Source organism: Halorubrum pallidum (assembly GCF_055380345.1).
This window is the reverse complement of the sequence record NZ_AP043945.1, coordinates 467,162-492,252: the sequence shown is the minus strand read 5'-3', so window position 1 is coordinate 492,252 and position 25,091 is coordinate 467,162. Positions and strand designations below refer to the sequence as shown.

22 protein-coding genes and 4 pseudogenes are annotated in these 25,091 nt (G+C 64.3%); 15 read left to right on the top strand and 11 right to left on the bottom strand.

All coding sequences use genetic code 11. From position 1 onward, the window contains the following. Window positions 1-15: 15 nt before the first annotated feature. The 7 genes from ACZ45C_RS04075 (at window position 16) to ACZ45C_RS04045 (ending at window position 5,770) form a co-directional block, all read left to right on the top strand. A complete protein-coding gene (locus ACZ45C_RS04075) occupies window positions 16-729 on the top strand; it encodes an HAD family hydrolase (protein ID WP_460559192.1) in 714 nt (237 codons plus the stop codon). Beyond that, window positions 726-1,406, top strand: a complete 681-nt coding sequence (locus tag ACZ45C_RS04070; RefSeq protein ID WP_460559190.1) for a class II aldolase/adducin family protein — start codon at window positions 726-728, stop codon at window positions 1,404-1,406. Before ACZ45C_RS04075 ends, ACZ45C_RS04070 begins: the two co-directional genes overlap by 4 nt. 64 nt (window positions 1,407-1,470) lie before the next feature. Continuing rightward, window positions 1,471-2,454 carry a ribose 1,5-bisphosphate isomerase gene (locus ACZ45C_RS04065; protein WP_460559188.1) on the top strand — a complete coding sequence of 328 codons (984 nt, stop codon included), beginning with the start codon at window positions 1,471-1,473 and terminating at the stop codon, window positions 2,452-2,454. Further along, a complete protein-coding gene (locus tag ACZ45C_RS04060; RefSeq protein WP_460559186.1) occupies window positions 2,451-3,644 on the top strand; it encodes a carbohydrate kinase family protein in 1,194 nt (397 codons plus the stop codon). The genes ACZ45C_RS04065 and ACZ45C_RS04060 overlap by 4 nt, the downstream gene beginning before the upstream one ends. A gap of 73 nt (window positions 3,645-3,717) precedes the next feature. Next, window positions 3,718-4,248, top strand: a complete 531-nt coding sequence (locus ACZ45C_RS04055; RefSeq protein ID WP_460559184.1) for a DUF5817 domain-containing protein — start codon at window positions 3,718-3,720, stop codon at window positions 4,246-4,248. Window positions 4,249-4,331: 83 nt separating this feature from the next. Further along, on the top strand, window positions 4,332-5,345 hold the full coding sequence (locus ACZ45C_RS04050; protein ID WP_460559182.1) for a DUF7490 domain-containing protein: 1,014 nt from the start codon (window positions 4,332-4,334) through the stop codon (window positions 5,343-5,345). After that, entirely contained in the window at window positions 5,342-5,770 is a 429-nt protein-coding gene (locus tag ACZ45C_RS04045) for a hypothetical protein (protein ID WP_460559180.1), read from the top strand. The genes ACZ45C_RS04050 and ACZ45C_RS04045 overlap by 4 nt, the downstream gene beginning before the upstream one ends. 33 nt (window positions 5,771-5,803) lie before the next feature. Here ACZ45C_RS04045 and ACZ45C_RS04040 read toward each other — a convergent pair whose 3' ends face one another. Further along, window positions 5,804-6,142: a hypothetical protein gene (locus ACZ45C_RS04040; protein WP_460559178.1), complete on the bottom strand. Its 339-nt coding sequence runs from the start codon at window positions 6,140-6,142 to the stop codon at window positions 5,804-5,806. 48 nt (window positions 6,143-6,190) lie between these two features. Next, window positions 6,191-7,027, bottom strand: a complete 837-nt coding sequence (locus ACZ45C_RS04035; RefSeq protein ID WP_460559176.1) for a ubiquinol-cytochrome c reductase iron-sulfur subunit — start codon at window positions 7,025-7,027, stop codon at window positions 6,191-6,193. Between the two features lie 206 nt (window positions 7,028-7,233). On the opposite strand from ACZ45C_RS04035, the gene ppc reads away from it, so the two are divergent. Beyond that, the gene (gene ppc, locus ACZ45C_RS04030; RefSeq protein ID WP_460559174.1) at window positions 7,234-9,936 is read left to right on the top strand and encodes a phosphoenolpyruvate carboxylase; all 2,703 of its coding nucleotides are present in this window, start codon (window positions 7,234-7,236) and stop codon (window positions 9,934-9,936) included. A gap of 232 nt (window positions 9,937-10,168) precedes the next feature. On the opposite strand, the gene ACZ45C_RS04025 is transcribed toward ppc, so the two are convergent. Beyond that, entirely contained in the window at window positions 10,169-10,855 is a 687-nt protein-coding gene (locus ACZ45C_RS04025; RefSeq protein ID WP_460559172.1) for an SCO family protein, read from the bottom strand. Window positions 10,856-10,957: 102 nt separating this feature from the next. Next, a complete protein-coding gene (locus ACZ45C_RS04020; RefSeq protein ID WP_460559170.1) occupies window positions 10,958-11,461 on the bottom strand; it encodes a winged helix-turn-helix transcriptional regulator in 504 nt (167 codons plus the stop codon). A 164-nt stretch (window positions 11,462-11,625) separates the two neighbouring features. Between ACZ45C_RS04020 and ACZ45C_RS04015 the strand changes: the two genes are divergently transcribed. Beyond that, entirely contained in the window at window positions 11,626-11,979 is a 354-nt protein-coding gene (locus ACZ45C_RS04015) for a DUF7471 family protein (protein WP_460559168.1), read from the top strand. Window positions 11,980-12,020: 41 nt separating this feature from the next. Here the strand turns inward: ACZ45C_RS04015 and ACZ45C_RS04010 are convergent, their stop codons facing one another. The 3 genes from ACZ45C_RS04010 to ACZ45C_RS04000 are packed head-to-tail and all read right to left on the bottom strand — an operon-like array spanning window position 12,021 to window position 15,738. Beyond that, window positions 12,021-12,887, bottom strand: coding sequence for a copper ABC transporter permease (locus tag ACZ45C_RS04010; protein WP_460559166.1), 867 nt, complete (start codon window positions 12,885-12,887; stop codon window positions 12,021-12,023). Beyond that, window positions 12,884-13,699, bottom strand: a complete 816-nt coding sequence (locus ACZ45C_RS04005; RefSeq protein ID WP_460559163.1) for an ABC transporter ATP-binding protein — start codon at window positions 13,697-13,699, stop codon at window positions 12,884-12,886. Before ACZ45C_RS04005 ends, ACZ45C_RS04010 begins: the two co-directional genes overlap by 4 nt. Next, window positions 13,696-15,738, bottom strand: coding sequence for a NosD domain-containing protein (locus tag ACZ45C_RS04000; RefSeq protein WP_460559161.1), 2,043 nt, complete (start codon window positions 15,736-15,738; stop codon window positions 13,696-13,698). The genes ACZ45C_RS04005 and ACZ45C_RS04000 overlap by 4 nt, the downstream gene beginning before the upstream one ends. 169 nt (window positions 15,739-15,907) lie before the next feature. On the opposite strand from ACZ45C_RS04000, the gene ACZ45C_RS03995 reads away from it, so the two are divergent. Both ACZ45C_RS03995 and ACZ45C_RS03990 read left to right on the top strand, forming a co-directional pair. Next, on the top strand, window positions 15,908-16,705 hold the full coding sequence (locus ACZ45C_RS03995; RefSeq protein WP_460559159.1) for a sulfite exporter TauE/SafE family protein: 798 nt from the start codon (window positions 15,908-15,910) through the stop codon (window positions 16,703-16,705). Between the two features lie 136 nt (window positions 16,706-16,841). Further along, window positions 16,842-17,657 (top strand): annotated as a pseudogene (locus ACZ45C_RS03990) (RNA-guided endonuclease InsQ/TnpB family protein); the annotation flags it as partial. 13 nt (window positions 17,658-17,670) lie between these two features. Here the strand turns inward: ACZ45C_RS03990 and ACZ45C_RS03985 are convergent. Further along, entirely contained in the window at window positions 17,671-18,945 is a 1,275-nt protein-coding gene (locus ACZ45C_RS03985) for an IS4-like element ISH8B family transposase (RefSeq protein WP_010890432.1), read from the bottom strand. A 116-nt stretch (window positions 18,946-19,061) separates the two neighbouring features. Here ACZ45C_RS03985 and ACZ45C_RS03980 point away from each other — a divergent pair. From ACZ45C_RS03980 to ACZ45C_RS03970, 3 genes and pseudogenes are all read left to right on the top strand, one after another. Further along, window positions 19,062-19,511 (top strand): annotated as a pseudogene (locus tag ACZ45C_RS03980) (zinc ribbon domain-containing protein); the annotation flags it as partial. Between the two features lie 176 nt (window positions 19,512-19,687). Continuing rightward, the gene (locus ACZ45C_RS03975) at window positions 19,688-20,245 is read left to right on the top strand and encodes a nitrous oxide reductase accessory protein NosL (protein ID WP_460562119.1); all 558 of its coding nucleotides are present in this window, start codon (window positions 19,688-19,690) and stop codon (window positions 20,243-20,245) included. Between the two features lie 80 nt (window positions 20,246-20,325). Continuing rightward, window positions 20,326-21,538: pseudogene (locus ACZ45C_RS03970) on the top strand (transposase); the annotation flags it as partial. Between the two features lie 31 nt (window positions 21,539-21,569). Here the strand turns inward: ACZ45C_RS03970 and ACZ45C_RS03965 are convergent. Next, the gene (locus ACZ45C_RS03965; protein WP_460562121.1) at window positions 21,570-22,400 is read right to left on the bottom strand and encodes an IS5 family transposase; all 831 of its coding nucleotides are present in this window, start codon (window positions 22,398-22,400) and stop codon (window positions 21,570-21,572) included. Window positions 22,401-22,470: 70 nt separating this feature from the next. Between ACZ45C_RS03965 and ACZ45C_RS03960 the strand changes: the two are divergent. Further along, a pseudogene (locus ACZ45C_RS03960) lies at window positions 22,471-22,851 on the top strand (transposase); the annotation flags it as partial. 332 nt (window positions 22,852-23,183) lie between these two features. Here ACZ45C_RS03960 and ACZ45C_RS03955 read toward each other — a convergent pair. Together ACZ45C_RS03955 and hmgB are read right to left on the bottom strand one after the other, a co-directional pair. Continuing rightward, window positions 23,184-23,639, bottom strand: coding sequence for a 30S ribosomal protein S19e (locus tag ACZ45C_RS03955; protein ID WP_460562123.1), 456 nt, complete (start codon window positions 23,637-23,639; stop codon window positions 23,184-23,186). Window positions 23,640-23,721: 82 nt separating this feature from the next. Then, on the bottom strand, window positions 23,722-25,065 hold the full coding sequence (gene hmgB, locus ACZ45C_RS03950; protein WP_460562125.1) for a hydroxymethylglutaryl-CoA synthase: 1,344 nt from the start codon (window positions 25,063-25,065) through the stop codon (window positions 23,722-23,724). Window positions 25,066-25,091: the final 26 nt, after the last annotated feature.

Sequence of the window (25,091 nt, the reverse complement as noted above, 5' to 3'; positions counted from 1 at the left end):
GCCGAGGTGGACGACATGAGCTACGAGGCGGTCTGCTTCGACCTCGACAACACCCTGTACCCGTACGCGCCGTGCAACGAGGCGGGCAAGCGGGCCGCGCTCGCCGCCTTCCGCGAGCGAGGATACGAGATGGACCGGCAGACGTTCGACGACCTGTACGCGGCCGGTCGCCGAGGAGCGAAGCGCGAGACCCGCGGTACCGCGGCCTCCCACTCGCGGCACATCTACTTCAAGCGGGTCCTCCGGGCGTACGCGGACGAACACGACGCCGAGGCCGCGCTCGCGGTCGGCGACGCCTACTGGGACGGCTACCGGGACGCGATGACGCTCTGTGACGGCGTCGAACGCACCCTCGACGCGCTCTCAGACGTCGGGATCGCAGTGGCGGTCGTCACGAACCTCACAACCCGCGTCCAGTTGCGGAAGCTCGTACGGCTGGGGATCGACGACCGGGTAGACCGGCTCGTCACCTCCGAGGAGGTCGGCCGCGAGAAACCGAGCGCACTCCCGTTCACGACGGCGCTCGCCTCGCTCGACTGCCGCCCGAGCGACGCGCTCGTGGTCGGCGACAACGTCGAGACCGACATAGGTGGCGGGAACGCCCTCGGCATCGACACGGCGCTTTTCGTCGCCGACGGCGACGCGCCTGCAGTCGATGACGTCGGCGAGCCGCGGCAACCGGACGTTCGACTGGGCGCGTTCGACGATCTCAGAGAGGTGGCGCTTTGACCCGCGACGGTCTCGCGGACGACCCCGACCGCCTGCGCGCCGCTCGCGAGGCGGTCGTCGAGTACGCGCCGGCGCTCGCGGAGCTGACGCCGGGGCGGACCGGGAACCTGAGCGTCCGCGACGGCGACGCGATCGCGGTGACGCCCACCGGCGTCCCGTACGACGCTTTCGACGCGGCCGACGTGCCGGTGGTCTCGCTTTCCGGCGAGCGGTTGGCGGGGTGGATGACCCCGTCGAGCGAGGTGCCGATGCACACGGGGATTTACCGACACGACCGGCCGGGCGCGATCGTCCACACCCACTCGCCGTGGGCGACGACGATGGCGACGCTCCACCGGAAGCTCCCCCCGGTCCACTACATGATCGTCGCCGTGGGTCGCGAGGTCCCGCTGGCCGACTACGCGCCGTACGGCACGGAGGAACTCGCCGCGAACGTCGTGGGCGCGATGGCCGAGGCGGGCTCCGACGCCGCGATCCTCGCGAACCACGGGCTCGTCGTCACCGGACCCGATCCGGAGACTGCAGTCGAGAACGCGCGCCACGTCGAGGACCTCTGTCGTCTCTACCTCCGTGCGTCGTCGGTCGGCGAGCCGCACGTGCTCACCGACGAGCAGCTGGCGACCGTCGAGGAGCGCTTCGAGAGCTACGGTCAGCGGTCGGGCGTCGACGAGGCGTGACCTCGAACCGGGGACGGAACCGCTCGCCCGATTGTATAAATACCGGGCGGGACACCGGATCGGTATGCCCGACAGAGAGTCGGCGGCCGCGGTGCGGGAGACCGCCGAATCGATCGCGACGATGGAGATCCGGGGCGCGGCGACCATCGCCTCGGCGGCCGCGGAGGCGCTCGCCGCGCAGGCCCGAGAGGCCGCCGACGGGGGTGCGGACGGAACTGCGGCCGCGGGCGGTCCGGAGGCCTTCCGCGCGTCGATGCGGGCGGCCGCCCGGACGCTCCGCGAGACCCGGCCGACCGCGGTGTCGCTGCCGAACGCCCTCCGGTACGTCCTCCAGCGGATGGAGGGCGACTCGGTCGAGGCGCTCCGCCGGAGCGTCGTCGACGCGAGCGAGGCGTTCGTCCGGCAGCTCGACCGCGCACAGGAGGACCTCGGTCGCGTCGGCGCGAACCGCCTCGCCGACGGCGACACGGTGATGACGCACTGCCACTCGACGGACGCGCTGGCGTGTATCGAGGCCGCCGTCGCGCAGGGGAAGTCGATCTCGGCGGTCGTCAAGGAGACGCGCCCGCGGCGACAGGGCCACATCACCGCAGAGCAGTTGCGGGACGCCGGCGTCCCCGTCACCCTCATCGTCGACTCCGCGGCGCGTCGGTACCTCGACGAGGTCGACCACGTCGTCGTCGGAGCCGATTCGATCGCGGCCGACGGCGGCGTGATCAACAAGATCGGCACCTCCGGGCTCGCCGTCAACGCCCGCGAGCGCGGCGTCCCGATCATGACCGCGGCCCAGACGATCAAGCTACATCCGGAGACGCTGACGGGTCACACCGTCGAGATCGAGATGCGCGACGAGAGCGAGGTGATCGACGCTGACGCGCGCGAGGATATCGGCGACATCGCCGTCGAGAACCCCGCGTTCGACGTGACCCCGCCCCGGTACATGGACGCGATCGTCACAGAACAGGGGCAGTTTCCCCCCGAGAGCATCGTGACGCTGATGCGAGAGCTGTTCGGCGAGGGAGTCGCGGAACCGTGGGCAGAACCATGACCGGCGAGGACGAACGCGTCGACGAGACCGACGGGGAGCCCAACGACTGGGACGCCGAAGTGGCGGAGTGGGACGAGGAGGTCGCCGAGTGGGAAACCGACAGCGCCGGCTCGGCCGGAGACACTGACCCCACGGACGGCGGCGACACGGTCGAGGACACCGGCGAGTCCGACCACCCCTCCACTGACGACGAAGAACCCGTCGACGATCCCGACCTGGAGCCCGAGTCGACCGGCCGCGTCCCGAAGGTGGTCTCGGCCGGCCACATCAACTGGGACGTGACGATCCACGTGGACCGGCTGCCCGAGCCGGACGGCGAGACTCGCATCGAGCGGCTCGAACAGTCGGGCGGAGGCAGCGCCGCGAACGTCGCGGTCGGGCTCGTCGGACTCGGCGGCCGGTCGGTCGTCTACGGCAGCGTCGGCGGCGACGAGTCGGGCGCGCTGGCGCTCCGCGAACTGGCGAGCGCCGGCGTCGACCCCGGACAGGTGCTCGTCGACGCCGACGCGCCGACCTCGGTGACGTACGTGATCGTCGACGGCGACGGCGAGCTGCTGATGCTGGCGAACGACGGCGCGAACGAGTCGTTCTCGGCGTCCGAGTTCGACCCGGACACGCTCCGAGCCGCCGACCACCTCCACCTCACCGGCCAACGGCCGGAGACCGCCGCGGCGCTGGCGACGGCCGCTGGCGAGGCGGGCGCGACCCGGAGCTTCGACCCCGGTCGACGCGTCGGCGACCGCGAGTTCGACGCCGCGCTCCACGCGACGGACCTCCTCTTTCTGAACGACCGCGAGGCCGACGCGCTCGCGGCGTCGACCGACATCGATCCGTGGGAGCCCGAGGACCGCGTCGTCGCAATCAAACTCGGGAGCGACGGCGCGACGGTCCGGACGCCCCACGGGGACGTCTCGCATCCCGGATTCGACATCGACCCCGTCGACACGGCGGGCGCGGGCGACGCGTTCGCGGCCGGGTTCCTCGGTGCGGCCCTCCGTGACCCCGACGTGACCGAGGGCGGGTTCTCACACGACCCGCGCGACTACCAAGTTCCGCTCCTCGTCGGCAACGCCTGCGGCGCGATCGCGGCCGAGGCGGTGACCGCCCGCGTCGACCTCTCTTGGGACCGGGTCCGCGAGATGATGGGCGACTCGCCGGAGTCCGACCTGCTGATCGAGATCCGGACGTGAGGTGACGGCGGCGGGTACCCCCGTCCGCGGCCGCGACCGAGGGTTCAAATCCGATCCGGTCGAACCCGGAGCCATGTACGCGGTCGTCGGCTGCAACGAGTGTGCGGCCATGTGGCTGCTCTCCGACCCCCGAACGAGCGACAGCGCGGCCTGTCCGCGCTGCGGAAAGACCCATCGCACGGCGAAGCTCAAGCGCCTCTTCGAGTCCGACGACCGGGCGGCGGCCCGCGAGGCCCGCGCGGCGCTGCTCGCGAAGAAGCGCGACGAGAGCGCTGCGTTCGCCGACGTGGCGCACGTCTCGGAACTCGAACGCGCCGTCGAGGACGCCGGTATCGACGACGACGAGTACCTCGACGCCTCGGGGATCGACGCGGACGCGGTCGCCGACGCGGGTGCCCGCGCGGAAGGCGGGAGATCGGGCTCACCGAGCCGCACCGAGATCGTCCGCAACGCCGTCGAGGCGGCCGACGAGCCCACGGAGGCGGCCGTCGTCGATCGCGCGGCCGATCACGGAATCCCCGCAGAGACCGCCCGAGAAATCCTCGAGAAGCTGACGCGTCGCGGGGAACTCTCTGAAACGGGCGGACGGTATCGCGTGCTCTGAGGCGTCGGGCCCGGGTTCGGACGCCCCGCACATCGGGCGGGAGTCCGACAAAGCATATATGCCGTCGTTTTGACGTGTCGTACATGGACACCCGAACTGCCCTCCTGGCGGCCGCGGCCGCGCTGCTTTTCGTCACCGCGATCGGGGCCGTCGCCGCGCCGGACGCGCTCGCCGATCCGCGGTCGGACGACGAGCGCCCCGGTCACGTTCGCATCGTCGACACGGTCGTTTCCCCCGGTGAGGTCCGCGGAGAGACCGCCGAGCTTCGGCTCGGCGTCGATCTCCAACACAGGGGCTCGGCCGTCGAGAATGTCACCGTTCGCCACCGCGCGATCGGCGCGGATTCCGGCCTCCTCATCGACGAGACGACGGTCGACGTCGGCGAAGTCGACGGCGGCGGCGAACGGACGATAAACGGATCGGTCGACGTCGAACGCGCCGGCGGCTACCGCATCGAGACGGTCGTGTTCGCGGACGGCGAGCGCCATGCGAGCCAGACGACGCGGATCAACGGCCTGAGCGCGCTCACGCCCGAGTACGCCGATTCGCCCGTCGGCTTCACGGACGGTCGGGTCTGGCCGACCGTCGCCGTCAGCGTCCGAGAGGCCGACAACGAGACCGCCACCCTGTCGGTGTCGCTGTCGGTGACCAACCGAGGCGACGAGGCGTCCGATCCGCTCGAACTCCGCGTCCTGATGCGACAGGCCGAGTCGAACGTGGTCGCCGGCGAGGCCACGGAGACGGTGGGGTCGGTGCGGCCCGGCCGGACCGACACCGTCACCGTCACCGCGGAAGTCCCGGCGAACTACAACTACTACGTCGACGGCGCGCTGTGGAGCGACGACGTCCTCATCGACGAGACGCAGGGCGTCGCCAACCTGAACCCCCGAGAGACGATCAGCGCGGACGAGACGGTCGAAGACGTCGAGTTCTCCGTCGAGGACTTCGAGCGCGGCGCCGGCCAAGACGGCGCCGACGAGAGTCCGGACAGCGGAAACGACGGCGGGGGCACGGACGGCTCGACTCCCGGATTCGGTCCCGTCGCCGCGCTGCTCGCCCTCGCGAGCGCGGCGCTGGTCGCACGGAGGCGGCGATGACGACCGACGACCGACCGCCCGGTGACGACGCGGACCGCGAATCGACCGACGAGACGACCCCCACGAGCACCATGACAGACACGACACCCGACGACTCCGACGACAGAACTGCCAGCCTCGGCGACGCGAACCGCGCACCGAGCGGAACCGACACCGGTCAACGGGACTCGGCCGACGGGTCGGGGCTCGACCGCCTCGGCACGGAGCGGCTCCGCGCGATCCTCGATCGGGTCGGGCTCGCCGCGCTCGTCCTGCTCGCGTTAGTCGCCGGCTGGAGCTTCTACGGACAGACCGGGACGGCGATCCGGACGTGGCTGGATCCGGCGTATCAGCCCATCACGCTCGCGGCGTTCAACCTCGCGGTGCTTTTGGTCGCGATCGCCGGTATCGTCCACCAGCTCGCGCGGATCCGCACGAACGAGTAGGTGCGGGACGGCCGCCCCGTCGAGACCGCGACGTCACTCCTCGGGGAGGTCGTCCGTACTCGCCGGGATCCGCTCGACCTGTCCCGCGAGCGTCGCGGCGTCGCCAGCGACAGTCGAGGAGTCGACTCCCGTCTCGTTCGCGACGAGTCGGACGTGCGCCGCGAGCAGGGCGAGCGCGCGAAGTCCCTCCTCGCTCGTGTCCTCTCCGTCGCGCTGTGCGAACGTGGTGTCGACCTCGCCGTCGCGGACGACGCCGACGTGGAGGGCGTCGACACGCTCGGCGTCGAGGAGTTCGCGGGCGCGGTCGAGCTCGGCGGAGAAGGGGTCGTCGGTCGCGTCGGACGCGTCGGCCTCGGGGGGGTCGTCGCTCATGGAAGTCGTACGGCGAGCCGGGGGAAAAACACGGCGGGTAGTCGAGCGCTACTCCGGCCGGGGGCGAGCGACGAACAGCGCCTCTTCGAGGGTGAACGGGTCGTACGTCGACTGGTGACAGACGCAGTACGTCCCGTCTGCCGCGCCGTAGCGGGCGGACTCTTCGAGCGCCTTGTAGTCGGGAATACAACAGAAGTGCGTACAGACGTTGAGGTACGCGACGAATCCCTGATCCGTCGAGGCCTGTAGCCACTCGTTGTTCTGGGCTGCCTCTTCGATCTGCGTCGAACGGATCACGACGACGTTCAGGCTGGCGTCGGTGTCCTGAGAGCGCCAGGTGACGTTCGCCGGCTTGCCGACGCCGTCGCTGCCAATTCCGTTGCCCCACTCGTCGTAATCGTCGAAATCGTCGACGTGAATTCGGTCGCCGGCCGAGTACGTGTCCGACTGCCACGTGTACGGCGGGGCGCTCGCCGAGCGGAACAGGTTGTCCGACTCGAACCCGGGCTGGATGTTCTCCTGAGACTCGACGCCGCAGTACTGGAACCACGCACCGGAGTACGTTCTCCCGCCCAGTTCCTCCTGTGCGACTTCGACCTCCTGTCCCTCTTGGGTGATCGTCGTGGTCTCTGGCCAGATACCCTCGATGTACCCGTCTTCGGTCACTTGCACGGGTATCTGCGGGAGTCCGCGCGGTGCCGGACCGCCGGTCTGCGCGATCGTCATCGCGGTGGTCGATCCCCCGCCGACGCCGCCGGCCGTCGTCAGGGTGTTCACTGTCGCCGACCCCATCGCGCCGACCCCGGCCAGGGCCGCGCCGCCGACGACGCCCTTGACGAAGCGCCGCCGTCCGGACTCAGCCGGATACTTGTCGGACTGACTCATACGCGTGGTTCAGGCTGGACCGGTAAAAAGGGTGACGAACCCTCCACCGGAGCGGGAAACGCGTCGATCCGCACGCAACCGGAGCGTACGGCCGCGGTGACCATTGACTCGGATACCACACGGCCGACACAGATATTCACTCGATTCCGAGGCAAACATTCGTCTAGACCGCGGTTTTAACCGACTCGGCGGGTAGTTACCGTGGTATGCAGTTGCACAACAGAGACGTCCGCACGGACGTTCGGGAGCTCGGTGCGCTCGTGGGAGACGTCCTCGCCGCGCAGGCCTCGACCGAGGCGTACGAGACGGTAGAGGAGCTACGCAACGCCGCGATCGACTACCGACGGGGGGACGCGGCGAGCCGGGACCGACTCCACGAGACGGTAGACGACCTCTCGGAGGTCCGCGAGGGCATCGTCGCTCGGGCGTTCACGACGTACTTCGAACTGATCAACCTCGCCGAGGAGCGCGAGCGAGTGCGCGCCATCCGGAACGCCGACGACGAGGGGGCCCTCCACGACTCCTTCGAGGCCACGATCACCGAGTTCGCCGAGCAGGGCGTCGAGGCGGACGAACTCGAAGACCTACTGGCGGACGTGCTCATCGAGCCGACGTTCACCGCGCACCCGACCGAGGCCCGTCGGTCGACCGTGAAATCGAAGCTCCGATCGATCGCGAACCACCTCGGGGAACTCGACGAGCGCAACCTCACCGAGCGCGAGCGGAACGCGATCTGGCGCGACGTCACCGCCGAGGTGACGAGCCTGTGGGGCACCCGACAGGTGCGCCAGCGCCCGCCGGAGCCCGAAGACGAGGCCCGAAACGTCCAGTGGTACCTCGAGAACACCCTCTTCGACGTCGTGGGCGACGCCTACGAGGAGTTCGAGGAGACGATATCGAAGGAGTACGGCGACGTGGACTGTCCGAAGCTCTTCGAGTTCCGGTCGTGGGCGGGCTCCGACCGCGACGGCAACCCCTTCGTCACGCCCGAGGTGACGGACGAGACGCTCGAACGCCAGCGCGAGGTCGCCGTCGAGAAGTACCGCGACCGGTGTAAGCGTCTCTCGGCGGTACTGAGTCAGGACGGCGAGCGCTACGCGGTCGACGACGCGCTCACCGCGTCGCTCGCCGCCGACGCAGATCGGTTCCCGACGGTCGTCGGGGAGGCGCGGGAGCGGTACCCCGACGAGCCGTACCGGCAGAAGCTCCGACTGATGCGCGAGCGTCTCGACCGCGTCGACGACGTGCGACCGGGCGGGTACCCCGACGGTGACGCGTTCCTCGCCGACCTCGACGTGATCGCCGACTCTCTCGCGGCCGACGGGCAAGACGCGGCCCGCGAGTCGTTCGTCGAGCCCCTCCGTCGGCAGGTGGACACCTTCGGACTCACGCTCGCCTCGCTCGACCTCCGCGACCACCGCGAGAATCACACCGACGCGGTCGCCGAGGCGGTCGCCACAGAGGGGGTCGACTACCGCACGATGGACGAGGACGACCGTCGGGAGTTCCTCACCGAGGCCGTCCTGCAGGAGGACCCGGTGATCGACGTCGACGACCCCGGCGAGGTCTCGGAGACGACCGAGCGCGTGCTCCGACGGTTCGAAGCGCTCGCCGAGTGGCAAGACGAATACGGCGCACAGGCGATAGACACCTACTGCATCTCGATGACTGAAGAGCCGAGCCACGTGCTCGAAGTGCTCTTTCTGGCCGATCAGGTCGGTGTCGTCTCGCTGCCGGACCACTGCGGGCTCGACGTCGTCCCGCTCTTAGAGACCGAATCGGCGCTCAACGGGGCCGAGCGCATCCTCGGAACCCTGTTCGACAACGAGGCGTACGCGACCGCGCTCGACGTGCGCGGCAGCGTGCAGGAGGTCATGCTCGGCTACTCCGACTCGAACAAGGAGAACGGCTTCCTCGCCGCGAACTGGGACCTCTACGAGAACCAGCGTCAGATCGCGCGGTTCTGCAGAACAGAGGACGTTACGCTCCGGCTGTTCCACGGTCGCGGAGGGTCCATTTCTCGGGGCGGCGGGCCGATGAACGAGGCGCTGCTCGCGCTTCCCAACGAGACGGTCACCGGACAGGTGAAGTTCACGGAACAGGGCGAGGCGATAGCCGAGAAGTACGCCAATCCGCGGATCGCCGAGCGCGAACTCGAACAGATGCTCGACGCGCAGATCCGCGCGCGCCACGAGGCCAACGCCGAGCCCACCGAGAACGTCCCCGAGCGGTGGGTCGACGCGATGGAGACGATGGCACCGGCGGCCCGCGAGACGTACCGCGACCTGCTGTCCAGCGACGGATTCGTCTCGTATTTCGGGCAGGCGACGCCCATCTCCGTCGTCGAGGATCTCAACCTCGGCTCGCGGCCCGCCTCCCGCTCCGGCGAGCGAACCGTCGAGGACCTGCGCGCGATCCCGTGGGTGTTCTCGTGGACGCAGACGCGACTCATCCTCCCCGGCTGGTACTCGCTCGCCTCCGGTATCGACGCTTATCTCGACGCGGTCGGCGAGGAGGAGGGCCTAGAGACCCTGAGAGAGATGTACGAGGAGTGGCCGTTCTTCCAGACGACCCTCGACAACGCCGGCCTCGCGCTCGCGCGTACCGAACCGGAAATAGCCGCCGAGTACGCCGATCTCGCGGACGACGAACTGCGCGAGCGGTTCTTCCCCGAACTCATCGGCGAGTACGAGCGCGGTTGCGAACTGGTTCTCACGATCAGCGGCCGCGACCAACTGCTCCGCCGGGAGTGGCTCGAAGAGAGTCTCGATCGCCGGAATCCGTACGTGGACCCGCTGAACCTGCTGCAGGCGAACCTCCTCGGCCGCACCCACCGCACTGACGAGGAGGAACGGACCCTCCGACTCACCGTCAACGGCATCGCCGCCGGGATGAAGAACACGGGGTAGCAAGCGTACCGAGCCGGACCGCCCGCCGCTACCCGAGGCGGTCGCGCTGCCCACAACCTCGGAGGATGATTTTGATGCGTGCCTTCTGTTTAGAACTATTTTGTATGAATCAATAACTGGGCTCAGGTGCGTCTCTGCTACTGAGTGCCTCGGACACGTTCCCGGACGCGACGAGGCTGGCACCTCCGAGTACACCCGTGCTGGCGAGTCTGGAGAGGAGGTGACGACGTTTTCATACAGTGGATACGCGTTCAACGTCGCTCACGAGCTGCTCGATGTCCGTCTGTGGCCCTCTCGGATACGCGCGCTCGACGATTCCCTGCTTATTTGCGAGGAGGATCAACCCGTAGTGCGGGAACTGGTACTCAAGATTCTCGTATTGGTCGGCCGCTGCCTTCTCGATTGCAAGTCCAAAATGCTCGTCTAACAATTCCTGTCCCCGTTCGTAGCTCTCCGGGCGAAGGAAATGCCAATTGCTCGCATCGAGGTTCACCCCCTGCTGGCCGGCGTACTCACGGAGCGTTTCGGCGGTGTCGCGCTCGGGGTCGAACGTCTGCGCGAGAAATACTGCTTCACTGCTGAATCCCTCTTCGGAAGCAGCCTCCTGTGCGCGACGAAGTCGGAGGATGAGCGCGGGACACACCCCGTCTGGGCAGTTCGTATAGAACGATGTCCATAGGATGGCCTGTTCACCCTCATACTCACTGATTGAGATTTCTTCAGTAGTGATCGGTTCCGGGACGGTGAAATGTGGCATTTCGTCGCCGTAGCTCGGGTGGGCAGCTTCGCTAAAATCCTGTTCTGGGGGACCGAGAACAGTTCCTTCAGCACCGCTGTCACCGAGTACGCCGAGACAACCGGCGGTACCGATGGTCGCACCTATTGCTCCAGTCGATTTACAAAACGTTCGTCTGTCCATACTCGATCGTGGTAGATCTGTGGACTTGAGGTATCTGGTGTGATCCTCGAATGCTTGTGCCCGCGTCCGATCTGCCCTATGTTCGACCTGCTGAGGCGGTGGTCACTCAAAGAGCTCGTCGACGGTCCGAACGAACCGATCGACGAGCCGATCCGGTAGCGACGGCGACACTATCTCGATGAGTTCGGCCGTGCGGTCCGGACGGTTCAACGTGAGCGTCATCGGTCGATCGTCGGACTTCTCAACGATCCTGTTTTCGGCGAGTGTCGAGACGTGCCACGAGATCGTACTTCGTGCGAGGTCGAGATCGCTCGCGAGCGTTTTCGGTCGCTTCGGGCCGTCGGCATGAAGCCGGACGAGGATCTCTCGGGGAGTCTCTCGTCTGAGAAACGCGAGAGCCCGTCGTTCCCACGGATCGAACGACGGCTCGAAGTAGTGTGTACGGCCGCCGATCCGCTCGACGGCGAGTTCGTCATTACGGACGAGACGACGGAGATGGTACTGTACTTGCCCGGTCGCGATATCGAGATCGCGGCCGACTTGGTTGAAGTGGACACCGGGTGTGTCGCGAACGTGGCGTCGGATCTGAGTCCGGGTGTCCGGCATCTGTGGTCAGCCGACATAACCGTTACCCGAGTAAAACGTGTGCGTTCGTTATCTCTGTTTGGGAACGGACGAAACCGCGGTGTTAGCCGACAAATCGGTTCGGAACGACACGGGAACCTCGTTCGAAGGGTCGTTTTCTTATTCATCCCCGTTCAAAGGCGGTTGTGACGCAGCCAATCGTCCTCCTGTTGTCCGCGCTCGATGGGTGGTCCGTGGAGGGATCACTACTGCTGCTCGCGGCTGCACTCGTCGCCGGAATGGGTACGGGTATCCTCTTCGTCGTCAGCGTCGTCGCGTATCGTCGTCGTCAAGGGGCACAGTACCAGCTGATCGCTGTCGCGGTCAGCATGCTGTTGTTCCGATCGATTGTGGGCACTGGAACGATTCTCGGTATCGTGCCGATGCCGGTCCACCACTTCCTCGGACATAGTCTCGACTTTTTGATCGCAGCGATCATTCTCTACACAGTGTACACACATGCGCCGGGATCGGTCGGTAACGACACCGTCTCGGATTGAACAGCGATACTTGCCGAAATGACTGGGAATAGAGTTTCGCCTCAGTATCCTCCGAACTGCTCCCGAGCCCGCTCGACGACAACGTCGATCCGAGCGGCGTACGTGAGCGTCGTGACAGCGACCACGATTCCGGCGAGGATCCAGCTGACGAGTGAGCCGACCGCGCGACCAGTTTGAACGAACCCTCCGTCGGGCGCGAAGGCGACGCCGATCACGTGTTCAAACACGAGTCCACGGAACGCTCCGTTCGGTGTAAGCGCGAGCAGTCCGGGGATTTCGCCGGGAGAAGCACCACCTGCGAGCGAACGGAGGATCGCGAGGTCCCCGCCGAGGACACCGATGAGTAGCGCGAGAAGCCCGAGCGCGATCGCGCTCCGTCGACTCGACGCTATCGCCGAGACCGCCGCTGACACCGACAAGTACGCGGTCCCGAGGAGGAGGACGAACGCGAGGAATCGCACGAACAGAAGCGGCGAGTCCACTCCGCTGTGTGTCGCAAAGATCCCCGTGTCCGGCGCCGCAGTCATCCAGACGTACAGCCCGACCAGCGTGAAGGGAACACCCACGATCGCGACAAGCGCGGCTACCCGCGCCAGTAACACACCGAGAACGTAGCCGACGGTATTCACGTGATAGGTCCGAATCACGGCGAACTCGCCGCTCGTGGCGTCGGTGAGCAACGTGCGGTACCCGAGCAGGATTGCGAGAAGCGGAACGAGTATTTCTGTCGGGAGCAGAAGGTCGACGACTGCCGGCACGAACCCTGTCCCCCCGCCACCACCGACCGCGACGAATCCGCCGAGCACGATGAGAATCCCGACCGCGAGGACGACGTAGCCGGGAGTCCGTCGAACGGTTACCAGTTCGCGACGGAACACGGTCCCGATGTCCGCGAGCAACCGACTCATCGGTCCGATACCCCCGTGACGTGGACGGACTCCGACGTGGTTTCATCCGCACCCTTGGATCCCTCGTCGCCGTCTGTGTCACCGCTATCGATATCGCTCTCGGCGCTCGCTCTATCGCTGACGACCGCGCGGTACAGATCCTTCACGTCGTCGACCCCGTAGTCATCGATCAGACGATCGCGGGAGCCCGCCACGGCCACGCGACCGCGGTCGAGTACGATGACATCGTCGGCGTACGTGTCGACGAGGTCGAGGTCGTGGGAGCTGACGACGACGGCAGTGTCGTCGCTCGCACGGGCCGCTGCGGCTCGGAATGCTCGCTCTCGCATCTCCGGATCGAGCCCGCTTGTCGGCTCGTCGAGCACCGCGACCGCCGGGTCGCCGAGCGTCGCCTGTGCGATCCCGAGGAGACGTCTCATCCCGCCCGAAAGCGCCGACACGCGCTTGTCGCCCGCGTCGGCAAGTCCCACGTCCGCCAGCGCCGCGTCGGGATCGTCACCGACGAGCGCTGCGTAGAAGCCGAGGGTCTCTCGGGCCGTGAACTCATCACGGAACGGGACCCGTTGCGGGAGGTAGCCGATCCGTTTGCCATTTCCGTCGTCAGCATTCCCCTCGTGAGCGTATCGTACTGCTCCCGTGGTCGGCTCAACTGCCCCCGCGAGGACGCCGAGCAGCGTCGACTTCCCGGACCCGTTCGGACCGATGACTGTAGTGATGCCGGGGGTGATCGAGAGCGAAACCTCATCGAGAACCCGAACCCCGCTGTAAGTCCGAGTCAGGTCGACGGCCTCCGCGAGTGTACGCTCACTCATTTGTAGTCACCCACTGCTCTGGCGGTGTTCCGATTTGTCGTATTCTCATGAGCCGTGTCTTGTCCGTCGGTGAGCGAGCTAAGTTCGGCTCTCCAGTCCGCGTGGACCGGCTCCGCGCCTTCGGAGTCGGGACTCGTCACCACGTCGATTCGTTCAGGGTGGTACGGTGTCGACGCCGGTACTGGGTCGATGATGCTCCCGGAGCGGGCACCGGGCACGGTACCACGAAGGTGGTTGAGCAGGACCGACGCGGGTGACTCGCGCACGGCGACGGCCGCGATCTCGCCGTGGAGCACGGCGTCGACCGGCGAAGTCGGACGATACGCCCGCTCGCTGGACGGCTGTTGTCCGACGTTTGCTCCCTCCCAGTAGTTACCGCGGTCGCCGTCGGCCCAGACACGGAGTGCGCCCGCACCGGCGGCGGCGTGGTCGTCGTTGCCGACGAAGTCGTTCGCGACGACTCGGCTCGACGGGACGATCGTGGTCGCACGCGCCCCGAGCTCGTTGTCGACGACCACGTTGTGTTCGTACAGCGACCCGCGTGCGCTCGTCGAGAACCCGAGTTCGTTGCCGACGAGCGTATTGTACGCGATGTACGTCCGCGTCCCCGACGACTGGATCCCCGCACTGGAGTTACGCACGTCGTTGCCGACGATCGTGTTCCCCGACGGGCGGGTCATCACGGTGATCCCCGCGAACAGTTCGTTGCGGGCGGTGTTGTCCGCGACCAGCGCGTCACCGGTGTACATGAGATGGATGCCGTACCGATTGTCCGTGAACGTCGAGTTCCGGATGACCGATCCGTCCGCGCGATGGAGGTAGATCCCGTCACGACCGCCCTCGAACCGGCTGTCAGTCACGGTTACACGCGACTCCATCCCCGTGATCCCCATGAATCCGTTCTGCCATGTCTCGGACCCGTCGACGCGGAGGTCACGGACGACCGTGTGTGATCCATCGCGCAACAGGAGCCCGCTCGCGTTCGTTTCGATCATGACGTCGTCGACGACGAGCCCCGGCGCAGCGATCGCTCGGATCCCGGCATCACCGTGGCCGTACCCGCTCTGGATGTTCGCGTCCCACGCCTCGCTCTCCTCGTCCCTGGAGGCACGCGCCGCCTCCGGGTCTCGCGTCCGGTTTCCGACACCGTCGATCCGGAGTCCTCGTATGGCTACATCGGCCGCCCGAACGGTGACGACCGATCCGTTGCCGTCACCACTGATCCGTGCGTCGTCGCCCGCAATGGTCACAGATTTATTGATCGTCACCGTCTCGTGATAGACTCCTTTAGGGACGACGACCGTCGTGTTCGACGGTGCCGCCTCGACCGCCGCGTCGATCGTCGGCGCGTCCTCCCCGACAACTACCGAGACCGGACGGTCCGCGGTTCGTTCCGCCTCGGTAATCCGATCGTTGGCCGTCTGCCACCGACTCGGTGCGAGCGATCGCACCGTCGCCGCGGAGTCGATGTCGAACGAGCGGTTTCGGATCGACTCCCAGTCGACTACGGTTCCGCTGTGGTCGGCCGAGAACGACTCAGCCACTTCTCGGTTTCTAAAGGGTATCACGGCCTCGCCCGCCGGTGTGCGAGCGTCGCTGTCGACGACGTAGTACGCCTCCTCGGCCGGAGTCCACCCGCCGGCCCCGGTCGCCGTGAACAGCCCGCCGTCGGCCGTGTCCGGATCGCGGTGATCGAAGGTTTCGACGTACGCGATAAGCGGATAGCCGAACTGGCGCTCGGTTCGTCTGTCCGACAGCGACGCCACGAACGAGCCGATCCCGTTGTATCCGACGACGTACTGTAGCTGCGAGTAGAACACCTGCGTCCGCGGGAGCGTTGCGTTTCCGGCCATCATCGCGTCGGTCTCCGACGAGAGCCCCAGTTCGGTGGTGTCGTCGTACGCCACCGGATCGGGAACCGACTCGGCCGGATCAATGACGAACGCGCCCGCAGTTACGACCACAGCGAGGGTCATGATCGCGGCGATCGCGAGGCGAACACGTCGCGACCGGTTGTCATCGGGAGCGAAAACTGCCACACAGTTACGTCGGTCTGTGGTGACTTATCGAATCTGGTGTGACTCTCGAACGCGCGCGATTGCGGGTCCGCAAAGCAAGAATTCTCAACTGTCGTCGCAGCACTCGACCGGATCTGTTTGTCGAGGATCGCACCAGACGACACAAGCCGGTCGGTAACTGACACTACGTATGATCGAGTCGCTGTTCCGGATCGACCTCGCGCTGTTCGTTCTCATCGGCGTCCTCGGCGGCGCACACTGTATCGGGATGTGCGGTCCGCTCGTTACGATGTACTCGAAACAGATGACGCCGCAACCGGACGGCGGAACTACGACGGTCAACGATGGACGGGCCGGGCATCTCACGACCTACGAAGTTCGACAGCACTTCCTGTTTAACATCGGCCGGGCGACGACGTACGCGGTTCTCGGGGCCGCCTTCGGTGCGCTCGGGAGCGTCGTGTTCGTCACCACCGACCAGCTGACGCCGGTCGCCGATGTCCTGCGAGGTACTGTAGGCCTCGTGGTGGGCGGGTTCATCGTGGCGACAGGGGTTCGGTACGTTATCGGAGGAAGCGGCGGCGATATTCGCATACCCGGCGTACAGCGCGTAACGTCGTGGCTCGCAGCGAGAGTTCACCGCCACGTGAACAGCCCGAGTATCGTCGGTCTCGGTGCCGTTCACGCGTTTCTCCCCTGTCCGATGCTGTATCCCGCGTACCTGTTCGCCTTCGCGAGCGGCTCCCCAACGACCGGCGGGATCGCTCTCGGTGCTCTCGGTGTCGGAACGATTCCGGCTGTCTTCCTCTATGGAACCGTCATCCAGTCGATCGATGTCACCCACCGGCGTCGCGTTCATCGCCTGCTCGGTGTCGTGTTCGTCGTGCTGGGGTACGTCCTGTTCGCGCACGGACTGATGGCGCTCGGCGTACACCTCCCACATCCGATGTTCCCCCACTACCAGCCGCTCGGCGGGATAGGGCACTAACGTATTCAACTGAAGCGGTAGCGCGGAGTCCCCTTCCTCAAGGAGCGACCGGAGGGAGCGAGTAGGGAGGGGAGGAGCGCGTTTGTGTTGGTCGCAAACACCAACCCATAAGTAGCCTATCAATCACATTGAACACGTGGCAGACGACTACGTACGTCGGACGGCAATCACTCGTCTTGAAGTAACAGACGAGCAACGCGACCTCCTCGAAGACACGATCTCTGAGTGGAAGCGTGGTTGCCAGCTCGCCACCGACATGGCGTGGGGCAAATACAACGCGAAAAGCGACGTACAGCCCCTCGCATACGACGACGTGCGCGAACACACCGACCTCGGAAGTCAGCACGCGATTCTCGTCACCCATCAAGCCGCACAAGCCATCACCGGCTGTATCGAACGGAAGGCGAAGGACAAGAAGGTGAGTAAGCCCACCTTCACCGCACCCACGGTGAAATACGACACCCGGACCATGACGGTATTTGATGATGATACGGTGTCGCTCTCCACCACAGAGAGTCGCGTCCGGTGCGATCTCGCCCTCTCCGACGCCGACGATGGCTACCAACGGCAGTACCTCGACTCCGACAACTGGAGCGTCACGGAAAGCACGCTCACCGTCCGTGACGGCGACTACTTTTTACACATCGGCTTCCGCCGACCCAAGACCGACACCGAACGGAACACCGCCGAGGACGGAACGGTCCTCGGGGTTGACCTCGGTATCGAAAACCTCGCTGTCACCAGCACCGCCTTCGTTTTCAGCGGGCGGGAGTTGACTCACGACCTCCGCGAGTTCGAGAAAGTACGCGCCGGACTCCAACAGACCGGGACACGAAGTGCCCACCGAACGCTCGAACAGTCGAGTGGCCGGGAACTTCGCTACGTCCGTGACGTACTTCACCGAGCGTCGAACGCGATAGTAGACGAAGCACTTCGGTATGAGTGCGACGTGCATTCGTCTTTAGTTAAGACTCACACCTCGGTTGTGTAGCGGTAGCGAGCGTCTCTTGTAAGATCGGTCGTTGCTTGTGGATCTTCTGTGCGTCCTCGATCAGCCGCTCCAACAGCGGCGGTGGCGAATAACCGAGGTGCTCACCGAGTTCGTGGAGGATGAGCTGGGCGTGCGACCGGAAGGTCGCCGCCCAGCGTTCCGGTGGAAACACGAGCTCATCATCCGCCTGCTCGGTGACCAGATCCAACAGATCACGGCTCACAAGCAGTGACAGCAACGCTGCGTACAGCAAGATCTTCACCACGTGCTCGTTGCTCGTGTCGAACTCGTCCAGGTCGTACTGCGTCTTCAACTCACGGAACAGCAACTCCACTTCCCACCGACACCGGTAGATCTGCGCTAAATCCGCCGGAAAGAACTCCTCTCGCGACAGATTTGTCACGTATAGATGGTAGTCGTCGGCGTCCTCGTCGCGGACGCCGACGACGCGGAACCGCTTCGTATCCAGCGACCGCGTCCCGTTGTACGGCCCGCGCTTGAACTCGACTTCGACTTCCACATCGATGTACGTCCGGTCGAGATCGTCGAGCACATCACGGAGTTGCTTGCCCTCCAAGGGAATGGCGCGGCCGCGCCATTCCCGTAATTCATCCGTAATCACCGGATTCGCGTTCTGTTTCAGCCGGCTCACGAAGGAGCCGCCGTTCTCGTCGATCCGCGCAAACCGTCGGTACTTGAAGTACGCGAGGTCGAACAATACGAGGCGGTTCTCAAGCCACGACCCTGTCTTGAACAGCGTGCTGTCGTGTGCTTTCTCGTCGGTAACGTCGATCCGTTCAATCGTCTGTTCAGTGGCATTGTGGAGCAGGTGGAGCTTCGCTCCAGCCTGCTCCTCGTGGCGGGCTTCGAACTGATCAGCGAGAAACTCGTGTAACCGCAACACCGTTCCATCAGCGATCATTACATCACTGAATCGGTCGATGTCAACGTCAACAGTGTCGGGAACAGCGACCTCGTCGAGACCGTGCTCGACGAGGTCGCGGAAGTACTCCGCGAGCGTCGGCGTCAACCGCTGATAGAACCCACCCGGTGAGATCGGCTCGTCAGCTGTGGAGTTGTAGCTGCGTCGAAACCCTGCGAGTGTTCGGCGTTCGCCTGCGGCGAAGCCGAACACGAATGCCCAGACGAAGACGGGAATCTGGAGCTTGCGGTCGCGTTCGACCACGCCGAGTTCCTCGGCGTGCTCTTCGAGGAATTCGGAGGGAAACAGTGTAGTGAGCCGACGCATAATCCGTGATGAGGAGGTTTCGTTGTGCACACTCGACACCTCCTCATTCCTTCCGAAAAGTAGCCTCGATAAGCCGCCACTGTCACGCGGTTCGTCTCCTAACTAAAGACGGATGGTGCGACGTGATAGCCTTCGAGGACTTAACCCACATTCGCGACCGAACAGGTGCATCGTGGGGTCACAAGTGGGCGTTCCGAACGCTGTACGAACAGGTGGAATATAAAGCCGAAGCGGAAGGTATCACGGTGAAGCAAGTGGGGTCGGCATACACATCCCAACGGTGCGCCGAGTGTGGATTCACGGCAGACGAGAATCGCCGAACTCGCACGGACTTCCGGTGCGTGAAGTGTGAGTCGGAAGCGAACGCGGATTACAATGCGGCGAAGAACATCGGGATGCGGTATGTCCGTCGAGGCCAACAGTCGTCTCGGCGGACGGGCGACAGTCAACTCGCCCTGAAGTCTGGAACGGTGACACCGAGTGGCGGATTCACCGCCCACCCGGACGGGTTTGAGGCCGAGCTCACGGACAAGCCCCACCCTCAACGAGCGAAGTCAGTAGACTGAGCGAAGTAGGGTGGGGTAGTTGACCGGTTCGCTTGCCTCATTAAACAGCCGGCGTTAGACGACCGCACCAGAATGATATTCGGTACGTGGCCGAACGATAACGTATGAATCTCGAGTTCGGCCAGCACTCAGTATCTCGTCGGCACACTGTTCAGGCGATCGGTACAGGAGTTGCGATGGGTCTCGCTGGTTGTCTCGGCGGGTCTGGCGAGTCGGTTCCTGACCCAGTAGATCTGTCGGGGCAGAAAACAGACTACCAAGGTGGAATGGTGATCGGAGACCACGGCGGACCGAACGGACAGGTCTTCTACGCCGACGCACACCCGGAACCCAGACAGGGGCCCGCCGAGAACGCAGAGGACACTGCGCATCTCGCTTGGTTTCACACGCTTGCGCACGGACTCTTTCCGTATCATTTCGACATGACGGATGATGGTGCAGAGGCGACCGCGATCTACGTCACGGACTACTCTCGCGTCGATTGGGCGATCCCCGAGGGAACCGAACGGAAGAAGATGCCAGCGCCCACCGCAGCGGACACCTTCGCCGATGCGACTGTCCTCACCTACGCCGTCGAAACGGACGTGATGGGAGGAATGGGACCGGATCTACTGCCGTTCTCTAACAGCGATGAAGCCGAAACGTTCGCGGAGGCTCACGGTGGGCGAACTCTCGGGTACGATGATATCGATCGACCACTCGTTGAGGGAATTCAAATGACTGAGATGGAGTAGGTTGGTCTCTTTACTCACGTCTCCACCTCAACAATCGTATGGACAGTTCTAACAGACCAACTTACGGCAAGTGTCTGCGAATGAACCTTTTGTGCGAAGCGTACCAGTGCGGGATCGCTATCCGGAACGAGCTTGAAGGATCGGACCTCGTTACTGCGTTCGAGAATTTCGATCACGCGATAGACGCGATCGAAGACGGGTATCCAGCGTGGCATCCTGCGCCGCTCTCTTTCCGCGCGACGGTCCTCTCGTTCCTGTTCATGAAGATAACGGGTGACTCGTATGCCGAGTTCTCTCGACGACTCACTCGGCAACCAGAAGTAGCGACTATCTTCGGCTTCAGCCGAGTGCCCGACGAATCGGCGTTCTCGCGGGCATGGCGGAACCGGTTCGACGACGCGACCCACGAATACGTCCACGCTGCCTCCAACTTCGTTGTCAAAGAGGTCCACGATCGCAACATCTCAGCGCCGGAGGTGCGGCCAAAAGCAGAGATCGTCGACGATACCCAAGAAGATACAGACTCAGTAGAGGACGATCCTTTCTCACAGGAGGAGATTATTCAGACGACGCGCCTCGCGCGTGATCACGCCTTTGGAAACTTCGACTCTGATCGGGCGCCGAACGCCTCGTACGAGGACACACAATTCTTCGAGTTACAGACGTTCATGGGGTGGTTAGGTGCGGAACTACACAGGAGCGAATCGCTTCCAGTATCGTCGTGGTGAAGAGTACGTCCCCCACGGTGATACTCATCTCCGCGCAGTCAAGCAGTTCGATCCTGACGAGCTCGTCGACGGCTTCAACGAGACGACGGATCGCTTGCTCTCGGTCATCGCTTCTGAATTCACATTCCGCCGTCCAGTCACTGCGGCGATCGACATCACCACCATTCCCTACTACGGAGAGGTCGAAGGAATGCCGATGGTCAGCGGGACGAAAGATAGAGACGGCCGAGCGTTCAAATTCGCAACCCTCTCGATCATCGGGCAGAACATCCCGATCGTTCTGGCGGTTGAGCCGGTCCGTGAGAGTTCCGAGTGGGATGAGAACCCGTCGAATCAGATCCATCGTACTGTGCGACGGCTTGTTCGACGAGCGAAAGAACACGTTCCAATCGAGACAGTGCTGTGTGATCGAGAGTTTGACTCGATACAAGTGTTCCAGACGCTCTCAAACCTCGATGTGAACTACCTCATTCCGAAGCGGGTCTCCAGCTCCGAACGGGATGTGCTCGAAAAAATGGAGGGAGACGACCAAGAGGTGGCTGTTGAGTCGGCTTCTGTCCATGTGGCTCTATTGAATCCGCAGAGGGCGACGGGATTCACTGTTTAACGGCTTGTTCAACGTTGTAGACTGCGGTGGCGAGCACGATCTCACGGAACTGGCGGTACCAAGCCCGCGCTCGGACGGCGGAGCCGTACGAGCGCTTGATAACCGAGTTCACAGTCTCACACACCGATCGCTGGTTGTAGAGATCATCGTCGATCCGCGCGTTGTGTGCGTGATCGTACGGCGCGAAGACGCGGTGCTTGATCAGCGGTCGGATGCCTTCTGCGCGAAGTACCTCGCGGAAGCTCATGTCGTCGTAGCCCTTGTCGGCGGCAAGGCTCCGCAGGTCGCCTGCGTTCCGCAGGGCGACCTGCGGGCCGACATTCGTCCCGTTTGGCCACTTCGCACTACAATGAACGTCGATAACCGCGCCCTGCGCGGTATCGACGAGAAACGTAGCTTGGACGGTCTGTACCTCACGGTCACACCGCTTGAGATAGTGGTTCGACGCCTGTCGGCGGTCGAAGTAGGTGGCGTCGATGGCGGCGTGGCCGGATTGATCGAGCAGCTCTGACGAGAGTCGGAGCAGCTCTCTCCAGATACGCATCGGAGCCCGATCGAACGATTTGCACAGCGCAGATGGGCCGGGGAACTCGCCGCGCTCGAGAACGAGCGCGGCTCGTACCCGCTCCATCTCCTCGGCCCAGTCGAGGACTTCTTGGAGTGTGGCTTCCATGTGAAGCCGGAGAAAGTGCAGGACGGCGTGCTTCCAGCCGGCGACGCCGTTGCCGGCTGGATGGCTGATCTGCATCAGCGCAGCATCAGTAAGTTTTCGTGCTATCGAGACAGCTTGTTTAACGAAGCGGAAGAGTACCTTTTGCACAACTGTACTCTCCCGCTTCACTTCCAACGTTCTGACGACTCGTCCCTACGCCGTCCGTGGATTCAATAGAGCCGTCCATGTAGAATCTGGATCGCATCCAATGCGGCTCCTGTACGTGCCGTCGACGAGTGGGGAGGGAACGGCCGTCTTCGCGACGAATCTCCGAGTCGGTCCGGAGGAAGCTGAGACATTCTGTCAGCGCTACAGCCGTCGGTGGCAGATCGAGAGTGAGTACAAATCGATCAAAGGTGATTTTCTCGCGAAGACCTCCTCGAAAGATTACCGTGTTCGCCTATTCTACTTCGTGTTCGCGGTCCTCTTGTACAATATCTGGCGGCTGACCGACTTCCTGCTGAAAGCGGATATCGACGGCGAGATGGACTACGCACCTGTGATTACTGCGGGTGAGTGTGTTGAACTCGTTGCCTCGGCGTTGATCCCACACGACTAATCGGCTGAGCTCTCGCTGGGCCCGCCGCTCAAGAGTGACAACCGTATTCAGCAGCGCCAAAATCCACGCAATTTCGTACGCTCGTCCGGTAGTTCGAGAGTAAAGATTCAAAATCGAACCCCGATCGCTGAGAATAACCACGACTTGATGGCGATTCGATCCAAAACTAGCCTATCCTCCGAAACTGTGGCCGCCGTCGTATCCAGAATTGATATATCGAAATGAAATATATCAACCGCCACGATACAACTCGACGAACGAGAGACACGGAAACCCGACGCGGCGAGAGCCGAGGCTAGGCAGTCAAATCGACAGAAAATCGAATCGACGATCTACGCGTAGCGTTCGAGTTCCGGACGGTCGAGCTCTTCGAAGACCTCGGTGGCGACCTCGGTGAGGAAGGCCTCGCCGTCGTCGGAGAGTCGGCGACCCTCGCCGGCGGCGGTCGTCACGAGACCCTCGTCTTCGAGCGCCTGAAGCGACGCGCGGATGAGCTTGCGCGAGCCGCCCTCGTGCTCGCCGGGTCGGACGACGTAGCGGTTCGAACCGCGCTTTTTCGACCCGTATTCGGTCGCGAGCCGCTCGATGCCGATCGGTTCGTTCTGTGCGACCTTGCGGAGGAGGCTCGCGGAGCGGACGTACCAGAAGTCCTCCTGTTCCGGCGGCAGTTCCTTCCCCGCGCCGCTCTTGGCGAACTCGACCCACTCCGGCTCCTCGATCCGGTCTTCGAGTCGTGCGGCGACCGCCTCGATAAGGGCGTCGGCCGGCACGTCGTAGATGGTTACCATTGAGGTGAGATTCAGCCTAACGTCGTTTAAACCCATCGTATTCGAGAGGCGTCGTGTGACCCGTTTTCACGGGGAATAGCGACTATTCGACGTACTCGTACTTCCGCTCGTTCATCCGACCCCAGCCGGTGAACACGAACTCCGCGTCCGGTTGGGTGAACTCCTCGATTTCGCGGCCGACGTCCATGTCGTACTCGTGGACGTCGTGGACGTCCTCGTACTCGCTCCACGTGAGGTCGTACCGCGCTGCGAGCTGGTCGTCGATGTCGAGCCCCTCGATCTCCTCGCGCCAGCCCTCGCAGATGGTCTCCGCGTGAATCTCGGCTTGCGCTCCGGAGCCGTACGAGGCGACGAGAAGGGTGTCGCCGACGAACGATCCGTCGCGATCGAGGGCGTCACGCAGCGCGCTGACCCGGGCGAGGTGGACGGAACTCGTGTACCAGTTGCCGACCTCGCGCGAGAGGCCGAGCGTCGGTTCGACGACGGCGTCGTACCACGACTGGTACTGATCGGTTCGTTTCAGTTCGTCCATGTAATCGCGTATCGCCTCCTCGTAGGACTCGCGGTCTGCGAAGTCGTCTTCGCGTGGCTGTCGACCGATCTCGTCGGCTAGCGCGTCCTCGTGGGCGGTGTCGCGAATGACGTGTCGGTACGCCAGAAGCGCCGCCTTCCGGACCATTCCCGGGAACGGCGTGTGGAACGGGGCGTACGCGAAGTCCTCAAGTTCGATGTCGTCAGTGACCGACTCGTAGTCTTCCAGCGCCTCACGCATCCGCGAGAGGTACACCTGCACCGAGCGCTTGCCGTCGACGCTCGGGAACTGCTGGTTCGGCTTCAGGAAGTCAGTCTCGTCTTTCGATCCGTATCCCTGTTCGGTCGAGAGTTCGACGATCGAGGGGTCCTCGTCGATCAGCATCGCGACGGCACCGGCTCCCTGCGTCGCCTCGCCGGGGTCGCCGCGCTCGTACAGCGCCGTGTCGGTCGTGATGACGATCGCGGGGCGGTCGCGATTTCGGCCCGCCCGGATCCAGTTGTACGCGTCGTCGATGGCCTGTGTGCCGGCGAGGCAGGCGAACTTCCGCTCGCCCTTGTTGGCGTGGGTGAAGTCGCCGTCGTACACCTGTTCGAGACAACCCGCGATGTACGTCGAGACGGGCTTGGAGTGATCGAACGCCGACTCCGTGGCGACGTCGATCCGACCGATGTCCGCGGGTTCGAGCCCCTTGCGGTCCATCAGTTCCTTCGCCGCGTTCGCCCCCATGGTGACGATGTCCTCGTACACGTCCGGGAACGAGGAGTTGTTGAGGCCGAGGCCCTTCGTGTACTTCTCCGGGTCGTCGCCCTTCTCGGGCGCGAACGTGCCCGGAAGATCGAGTTTGAGATTTCCGGTCCAGATTCCGACACCGTCGATGCCGACTGCGGTCATACACGGTCGTTCATACGGACGGCATA